The organism is Zhongshania sp. (genome assembly GCF_047636175.1).
Lineage (GTDB): Bacteria > Pseudomonadota > Gammaproteobacteria > Pseudomonadales > Spongiibacteraceae > Spongiibacter.
On the sequence record NZ_JBLIKC010000006.1, the window covers coordinates 159,815 to 168,989 of the forward strand.

4 protein-coding genes are annotated in these 9,175 nt (G+C 48.4%); 3 read left to right on the forward strand and 1 reads right to left on the reverse strand.

The features are described 5' to 3' along the window. Positions 1–10 precede the first annotated feature (10 nt). Positions 11–1,876, reverse strand: a complete 1,866-nt coding sequence (locus ACI955_RS05250; RefSeq protein WP_415242678.1) for a cation:proton antiporter — start codon at positions 1,874–1,876, stop codon at positions 11–13. Positions 1,877–2,161: 285 nt separating this feature from the next. On the opposite strand from ACI955_RS05250, the gene ACI955_RS05255 reads away from it, so the two are divergent. The 3 genes from ACI955_RS05255 (at position 2,162) to ACI955_RS05265 (ending at position 8,165) form a co-directional block, all read left to right on the forward strand. Then, positions 2,162–3,796 (forward strand): hypothetical protein, encoded by a 1,635-nt coding sequence (locus ACI955_RS05255; protein WP_415242679.1) that lies wholly within the window; start codon positions 2,162–2,164, stop codon positions 3,794–3,796. Positions 3,797–3,903: 107 nt separating this feature from the next. Further along, on the forward strand, positions 3,904–4,842 hold the full coding sequence (rdgC, locus tag ACI955_RS05260; protein ID WP_415242680.1) for a recombination-associated protein RdgC: 939 nt from the start codon (positions 3,904–3,906) through the stop codon (positions 4,840–4,842). A 923-nt stretch (positions 4,843–5,765) separates the two neighbouring features. Then, positions 5,766–8,165: a TonB-dependent receptor gene (locus tag ACI955_RS05265; RefSeq protein ID WP_415242681.1), complete on the forward strand. Its 2,400-nt coding sequence runs from the start codon at positions 5,766–5,768 to the stop codon at positions 8,163–8,165. Positions 8,166–9,175 lie beyond the last annotated feature (1,010 nt).

Here is a 9,175-nt window from a genome sequence, read left to right on the forward strand (position 1 = left end):
TTATTTATTTTTATGCTGGAAGCTTAGGTGTTATGTCATTGTCAGGTCCCGGTTTCTTGGGCTCTGCTTTCATAGGGTCTGGCCCCGCTAGTTCTGGCTCCTTAGATTCTGGTGGCACAAAGCTAATCACAGTGTCCCCCGTTTGAAGTTTGCGGGTGGTTTGACTTAACCATTCCAGCTTACCATTTTCGGGAATGATGGCCAGGCGAATGGCGTCATCAGCAAGTTTGGCCAGGAAGTCTTTCTCGCCGTAGGTGTCGGTAATCACGGTTTTCCGTATTGACCAGCCCCGGATCATTCGCGTCCATAACTCGGCAAACGTGATATTACCGGAGAACGCCGTTATGCCGCGGCGAGTTTCAGAGACCACCCGTTTATTGCGTTCAGAGCCACTGTCATAGGGCTGAAACACTCTATGGCGTCCTAAATGCGGCGCAAAATGGTTGCACACCATAGAGTTGTAATGGCTGTTGCCCGTGGCGGCTAACACCGTATAAATATTATCTAAGGCCATCGCTTCGTCTGCCATATCAGACAGTACCTCGCCAAACCATGTGTCTATTCCCTGTTGTCGCGCCGATTGCAGCCGACCCCATTCGGTGTCAACAAGAACCACTTCCTGATTCACATTTTTTAGCGCAATGGCTAATTCAATCGTCCAAGGCGAGGCGCCGACGATCAAAATACGGCCTTTGCCAGGCGAGCCCAACTTCAATAATTTGGTGAGCGGCCCCAGAGAAAAGCCGTGGGCGATGATGGTTGCAAATATCAGCATAAAAACTGCGGGCACCAAGTACTGGGCATCTTCAAAACCAGCGTCAATGAGAGCTGGAGCGAATGCGCCGGCGGAAGCCGCGGCGACAACCCCGCGCGGTGCAATCCAGGCTATAAGCAGGCGGTCTTGCCAGCTACAGTCGGTGCGAATAGTTGCCAAAAACACCGCCAGTGGTCTAACCACAAAAACAAAGCCAAACACCATGGCGACCAATTGCCAGTGAATGGATTGCAGCGCGGTTTTTGTCAGTGAGGCGGTGAGAACCACAAATAGAAAAGAGACCAATATAAGGGTGATGTACTCTTTAAAGCGGCGCATTTCGTCCAAGCTACGCAAGCCCATATTACCCATCACCACACCCATTAAGGTAGTGGCGAGCAGGCCCGACTCATGTTGTACAAGGTCAGACAGGGCGTAGACCGCTAAGACACAGGCAATGATGGAGGGCGCTTTTAAGTATTCTGGAATCCAGCCCTTGCGGAAGCTATGGCCAAGGCCGTAGGCAATACCGCCACCTAATACAATAGATGTCGCTACAGCGGACGCCAAGCTCGCGAATATTGATTGCAGGGCGGGACCTTCGCCGGAATAGAGCAGGTATTGGTAAACCAATACCGCAAGCAAGACGCCGATGGGGTCATTAATGATGCCTTCCCATTTCAAATAGGAAGCCGTTCTGCGATTGAGCTTTGCGTGTTTTAACAGCGGCATAATCACCGTTGGACCAGTAACCACCAGTATCGCGCCTAGCAGGGATGCGACGCCCCAGCTTAGTCCGCCAACAAAATGGGCGACGGCTATACCGATGCCCCAGGCCAGCAAGACGCCAATGGAGGTAAGGCGGCGGGTGACTTGCGCGGTTTCTCGCAATTCGTGAAATTGCAGATTGAGTCCGCCCTCAAAAAGGATAATAGCGACAAAGAGGGATGTAATGCCGGTCAAGCCGGGCCCAAAGTCGACACTGGGCTCAATTAAGCCGGTTATCGGGCCCAGCAAAAGGCCGCAGGCAGCAAGCAAGACAATGGCCGGCAGTCGAAAGCGCCATGCCAACCACTGGCAGAATATACCGGCGACTAAAATACTAACTAAAGCGTGTGTCATTGATGGGGCTCTTTTATGGTTTTAGTATCAGTCTGTTAAGTGATGCTATGACAAAGGGGCGATCATATCTCATGACCTGCTCTTTGGCTTGCTCATCGCTAATTTAGGGCGCGATATTGCTTTCCTGGCGTCTAAAGTAGTACTTATATTGAACCAGAGCGGCGGTGGCAAGAATGTCATAAACGCCCACATTTACGTCAAAGCTGTGATACAGATCAATTCATATTGGCGTGACTAAGGTATGATTGCCCGCAATAAAAATGAGTCAATGGAGGGGTGGGGTGTATGGCCAAGCGACACAGCTATATAGCGTGGTGTTTATTGATATTGCTGCTAAGCGCTTGCGCGGGTCATGTCGAAAACAAACATTTTGTCCTTGACGCTCAGACCGCGCCTATTTTCACTGGGCTGTACAAACACGATGTGTTTTTAGAAGGTAATCTCAAATACCAAGACTTGATCAATTCCGAGTTTAGCGGAAAATTCGATAGCCAAGGCTACCCGTTACGCGGCGAGCTTAGGCAGTCGTATCTCGACACCAATAATGACACTCTGCTGTTAACGCTGAGCGGCAACTTTAGCGTTAACATCGCCCAAAGTAGCTTGTCGTTTACGGGCGCATTCACAATTGCAGACTCAGAGCACAATGTGTTGGCGCAAGGCACGCAAAGCCAGTGGTCGGCACCGTACTCCGATTTAAATCCACTCCGCGCGCCGCCGTTAATGGCGATGACGGGGGATAATCAATATTTACAATACCGGCGTAATATCAGCCCCAAAAATCGCTTAGAAGCCTTCCCCGTAGTGCATCGTAATCTCGCGGGACCGTTCTTGCTTGAAGCTGGTTTTCGCGAAGGTCTACCACGTGGTGTTATCAAAATTAGTGCTCAAAATTCTGAGCAGGCCTTTTTCGTAGTGGAACGCCAGTATTTTAATTACCAGATTTTGCCGCAGCCAATACAGTATTTTTATTTTGAGCCGGGTAGCTTTTCAAGCTTGGCGCTATTAGGCGATTGCGAGCGCGCGCCAAACTTAACCGTGCCACAGCACTTATTGCAGTCCTTTGCCTACAATTGTGATAAGGGCGAATTTTATGCGCTCAGCGAGGATTATCCCGCCTCGGTGCTGCAGATCTCCGCAAAAGACATCGACAATGGCGGTATCTTCCATCGTCTGCGAATTTATCGGCACGGCAAAGTTACCGACGCCGCAGTAAATGTTGACGCGCTCTATGATGGTAAGTGGCTATATCATGGGCCGGTGACGTCCATGCATTATGGGAGTTTAAAAAGTTATCGTAGGTATGACTTAGGTAAACCCATAGGTATTGGTATTCAGGTCGGTGAGCGGGGCGCTAAATATATCAGCTTTGGCCAGACAGCTGCACTCACCGAAGCGCCGGCGGCTCTGCCAGATGACGACTTGCGCGATAGACTCGATAGCCGCTATGAATGGTATAAACAGCGTTTAAATACGCGTTTTTCGACGGCGCTACGCGACACAATTTTATCCCAAGGTGAGTTAGCCAAGCTTAAATCTGTACTCTTACAAGATATCGAGGAAAATACGCCGCTTGCAAAAGACGGCGAAGTCGCTGGTTTGCCAGACTTATGGGAAAGTTGGCAGCGCAGGAACGTGGCGCGCTTGAGTACCTGGAATAATAGTTCTGGCTACAGTGCGGTGGTAATGAAGGCACAAATACTCACTGATCTTGATAAATGGTATTCGCAAAGCGGTGTGCTGTTATTGCAGGAATCTGCGCAGCGCTGCGCGCGCATAGGTCAGAGTTTTAATGATCGGGAAGGGCGCTGCGAAAACCGCCCAGATAAAGCCCTGCAAGAAATTTGTAAACGCTATTTTGATGAGTCACAGTGTGCTGCAATGAGCACCGCGTTTACCGATGCCGCGATTGCACATTAACAAGCTTGAATCTTTAGGCAACTTTTCAAACACCAATAATCATTAAGTAATACAATGGCCGGCTGAAATCCATTGTTTCATTTACAGCAGTATAGGCAGCAATTTACATGTGGTTTAAAAATCTTCTTATCTACCGTTTTACCAAGCCTTTTACATTGACCGCGGAAGAGGTGAATGAAAAACTCGCCGAAAAATGTTTCGCACCCTGTAATAGTCAGGACGTGTCTAGCTATGGCTGGACAATGCCTTTGGGTTCACAAGGCAGTGAATATATTCATACTACCAATGGCTGCATCATGGTTTGCGCGCAAAAGCAGGATAAAATTTTGCCGGCGTCAGTGGTAAACGAAGTCCTTGCTGAAAAGATAGAAGAAATAAAAGCCGCAGAAGACCGCGTGCCAAGCCGCAAAGAGCGCAGCGATATGAAAGATGAGATTACCTTCTCACTTATTCCCCGTGCGTTTACCCGCTCTAATCGCAGCTTTGCCTACATCGCACCTGAACAGGGCTTATTGATCGTTAATAGCGGCTCGCATAATCGTGCAGAAGAGTTACTGAACTTTTTACGCGAATCTTTAGGTAGTTTGCCGGTCATTCCGCTCAAAGCTAAAAATGTCGCTCAGCATCAAATGACTGAGTGGCTTGCTCAGGGCAGTGCGCCTGCGGGTTTTGAATTAGGTGGCGAGTGTGAACTGCGCGATAAAGCCGATGAAAGTGCTGTTATTCGCTGTAAAAATCAAAATTTGTGTACCACCGAAATCACCAACCATATTCAAACTGGTATGTTCGTCAACAAAATAGCACTGCGCTGGACTGGCGACATTGAGTTTATTGTGGACGACCAGCTCACTATTAAGCGGCTTAACTTTGGCGACCTTATTCAAGACAAGGTTGGTGATGTGAACACCGAAAGCGCCGCCGACCAGTTCGATGTCGACTTTGCAATTATGAGCGCCGAGTTCGCTAAGTTTATTCCAGCGGTTCTTGAAGCCTTTGGTGGTGAAGACCTGGGCGATCAGGGTGCAGTGATCTCTACTGCAGCTTAAGTATCTGAGCTAGCGAAGCGTTTGCTTGGACCGTTAAAAAGGCCCCCGTCGAGAGATTGGGGCTTTTTATATATTGGCGGTGGATGCAGTCCACCGCTAACCCGTCTCCGTAATTTTCCCTGAACCAGTTAAAAAAACAGGGAAATTTCCCGGTTTTGAGCCGGAATCCCGTCCTCCGACGAAAACCTTCGATGAAACAAGGGTCAGCAGCGATTGCATTAGATGTGGTCAAAATTTAACCGGGAAATATCAGAGAATCGACTTCCCTGCCTAGCGAACCCTGGGAAGGCCGATGCGGCTAGAAAAGAAGGCAGAATAAAGCGTCATCGTTATGGCACGGCATCGATAAAAATTAGAGCGCTTTCCACAACTAAAATAAAAAATATTAGTACTGATGTAGGCAATAGTTGGGCCGTACCTTATGCATTGTTTATAGCTTGCGTCATTATGACGTCGACTGGAAATCATAAATTGAGGCCGGAGGTTATGTCGGATTTGAGATTAAATTTACTCAGTATCTCAATGCAGAATTTAGCCAATGATAAGCAGTGCTTTTTATTTTCAAACTAAGCACGTATCGCGAAACCGCGATATTTAGCCTGACTGGATTTATCAAAAAAGTTTTTAAACGATGCATGGTCTGGCGGTCAGCTGGGACGAGGTCTACCGGCAAATTTCCAAATCCTGGCGCAATACGCAGTACACACCCCGCCAGAATTTGAGGAATCGTGGGAATGCGAAATATTCTCTATCTAGCTTTATATATACATCCTAAAATGATGATAAATAACATTAATAATATTTTAAAAAAGAGGACGTGGCAGGTCGTGGTGGTGCCTGCCCAGTTCTTGTAGGATTCCACGCTGATCTTGCTGCACCTGAAATTAGATTGCAGCATAATAATAACGGGATAGGCTTCAATCATGTTGCAACGTATTTTCATCGTCGGCTTAGTTTTTGTTAATTTTGTAACCGCTTCAGCAGCGCTCGGTCAGGGTCGGGTCATCGAAGAGGTCATCGTTACCGCACAGAAAAGAGCGCAAAACTTGCAGGACGTGCCGATTTCTGTGGCCAGTTTTGAAAGCGACTTCATCAACGACAAGGCGATATCCGATATCGGGGAATTAGTGCAGTACACCCCGAACGTAAAGTTTAACGCCTCACAGGGCCATTCGCCGGTACTGACCATTCGTGGTTTTGGTACGCCGCCACTGGGTCGCGGCCTTGAGCCTTCGGTAGGGCTTTCTATCGATGACGTATTTTATGGCCGCGCGACCTATATCAACGACACTGCCTTCGACATGGCTCGAATGGAAGTGCTTCGCGGACCCCAGGGTACGCTGTTTGGCAAAAACACCATTGCCGGCGTTTTCAGTATCACCACACGAGACCCGGACTTCGATAGTAACGCCTATATCAATTTGGCCAAAGCCAAGTACAACGACCTGCGCGCTGAAGGTGCGGTCTCATTTCCGATTATTGAAGATAAGTTGGCCGCCCGAATCGCTCTTCGCTCGCGGTATGTTGATAGCCATGTCTATAACACAGCCCGCAACGAACAGAACGAAATTGAAGATCTCGGTGGCCGGCTCAAACTGAAGTGGTTTATCAACGAATCTTCTGCCTTGTTGTTGAATTTTTGGGCGTCAAAGCACCGTGAGGTCGGACTGATCACACAAATAGCAAAAGCCAGTCCGCGTTCAAAGGATCAGTTTCGCGACCCCGATGTTGGCGACCCGGAATTTGAAGATGATCCATGGAACAACACAACCTCTATGGACAGTCCAACGTTCTCTGATCGCGATACCGTTTCAGCTAACATCAAGTACACCAAAGATTGGGGTGATGTTGGATACACTAACGACTTTAATATGACGTTCATCGCAGGCATGTCAGAGTTTGAGGGCCCTTACGCCATAGACGGCGACTTCTCGCCGATTGACTTTATTAATTTTGGAACTGACCCGGACGAGCCGAATTACTATGAGCAGCAAAACGTTGAAGTCCGCTTTGGCGGCACGTTACCGGGTTTGTTCGGCATTGGCCGCGGCATCGATTTTCTGATCGGTGCTTTTGCCGCAGAGACCGCGAATGGCACTACCATCTCACAGACTAATGGCGTCGGTTTCGCAGCTTATGTTATAGGTGCTGGTGCTATTTACGACCCACAATCTGATTTCGCATTTTTTCCATCCGTCCCCTTTCCTCTGACTGTTGATGATGAGGACCAGGGAGAAAGGTTGTTTGCTAGTACCGCAGTGGAAACTGAAAGCGTAGCGTACTTCATGCAATACGACTGGCTGGTGACCGACACACTGACCCTTGTACTCGGTCTGCGCTATGGCGAAGACAAACGCGTCGGGAATATTTCATCTGGCAAAGACGGGTTGCCAGGATTGGGGCCGTTCACAACAGGTCAGGAGGATTTCGACGTAGTACTCAAAGGCAGTGATTATGATTTCACGCCAAAGTTAACAGCAACTTGGGAGGTGCTTGAGGACCTGACTATATTCGCGACTTACACCCAGGGATTCAAAAGCGGTGGTTTTGCTGCGGCAGTATTTACTGATGACAATCTGACGTTCGAGCCGGAAACTGCTGATGCTTACGAAATCGGTTTCAAGAGCAAACTATTTGACGGTTCACTGGTTTTTAACGGTGCCTTTTTTCATACTAAATACGCTGACTTGCAGGTGCGCAACTTCGACGGCACTAAAATTTTCGTGACCAATGCTGCAGATGCAACAACGACGGGCTTCGAGTTTGACTTTTTCTGGTTGCCGCCGGTACCTTATCTATCCATCGGTGGCAGTGGTGGCATCGTCGATGCCAAGTACGCTGAATATCTATGCGCAGTTCCAATAGCAGGTACTGCTTCCGGTACCGGTGATCCGTCTTGCTATAACGAGAATACCGGCCCCCAGGATGATCCTACTGCCCCTTCATTTCAGGATCTTTCTGATCAACCGTTGGCTTTCGCTCCTGAAATGAGTGCCAGCCTCTACACGTCTCTTGATATGCCGTTACTCAATACCGGTATTAATCTTTTGGTTGGTGTAGATGCCATCTATCAGGGCAAACACTTTACCGATACCGACAATGACCCATTCTCCAGGCAGGAGGCAACCACCAAGGTCAACGCGCGTATCGGCATCAAAGAAGAGGGGGGTCGCTGGTCATTAATTTTCAATGCGAAGAACCTGACTCGTCAGAAAGAAAACGTGTTAACGCTGGATCAGCCGTTAATCGCTGGCAACTACATATACGCGTCGCTACCGGATGAACCTTCCTACCATTTGGACTTCCGTTATACGTTCCAGTAATCATGATATGAAAATTATCTGATGTTTAAACTTTATCCGAATGTCAGCTACGTCATGCCGGCGCATTTTTCCCCACGTTACGCCGGCTCGGCACCTCCGGTTGGCATCACGATGTCACCTCGATGGCCATATCTTTTATCATCGATCGGGGAAAACTCGTAGTCTATCTGTCGGAGCGGTTTGAAGTTGCGGAAGAGGCGGTGGTCACCGTGACCTACTCCAGCAATAAGCAGATCGACTGGCGGGCCGCGGCTACATCATGATCGCCGTGACAGCTGCCGTCCTCTACAAAGATGACAAAGAAGAACTCTCCGGTAGAAGAAATCCATCGGAAAATCTGTTCTCGTTCATAAAGTGTCAGTGACGTCCGCCGTCTCAGTCGAGCAGCAGGTGTAATGTCACCTTTTAGCTTAAGTACGCCAAATATAGAGCCAGCATGCTTATCTAGAGCCCGCCCAATATCACTAGGTGATTGACCTTTTAGCCATAACTGCCAGATTAAACGCTTATTTTACGAACTGATGCCGGGCCTTCCTCGCTGTGCCATAACCATCCCCTTTAGCAAGTAAAGATAGACTGTTGCGCTGACCTATTGAGCTCACAACCAGGTCAGGACAAAGGCGTGGAAACCTGATGGGATTAACTCCTGCGTCACATAAGCGGTCAGCGCTGAGTTGTCGACATTAGCCAGGGTAGTCCAGTCAAACTCGAATTCAGCAGCATTGCGCTCATGAATTATGGTGGAACTCACTTAAGGATGTGATTTTTATTGAGAAATGATTATGCTCAAAGCATAAGGATTCCACATCAAATGCAGGATGTACGCAAATGAAAAATCATTTCAGACTTGCTAACACCCTGATTCAAATGGAATTATCCTGCTTAATCGCGATAAAGATTAGACTCGCGATGCATACGAATTATAAAGCGCAGCGCATTTAGATTTCTTGATAGAGGAAGGTGCGCGCGTCGCTAATTATCATCATTCCACACTAGGCGCCCTTGCCGAA

Coding starts and splice junctions, on each gene's coding strand:
- ACI955_RS05255 (WP_415242679.1), top strand. CDS start 2,162: ATGGCCAAGCGACACAGCTATATAGCGTGGTGTTTATTGATATTGCTG.
- rdgC (WP_415242680.1), top strand. CDS start 3,904: ATGTGGTTTAAAAATCTTCTTATCTACCGTTTTACCAAGCCTTTTACA.
- ACI955_RS05250 (WP_415242678.1), bottom strand. CDS start 1,876: ATGACACACGCTTTAGTTAGTATTTTAGTCGCCGGTATATTCTGCCAG.
- ACI955_RS05265 (WP_415242681.1), top strand. CDS start 5,766: ATGTTGCAACGTATTTTCATCGTCGGCTTAGTTTTTGTTAATTTTGTA.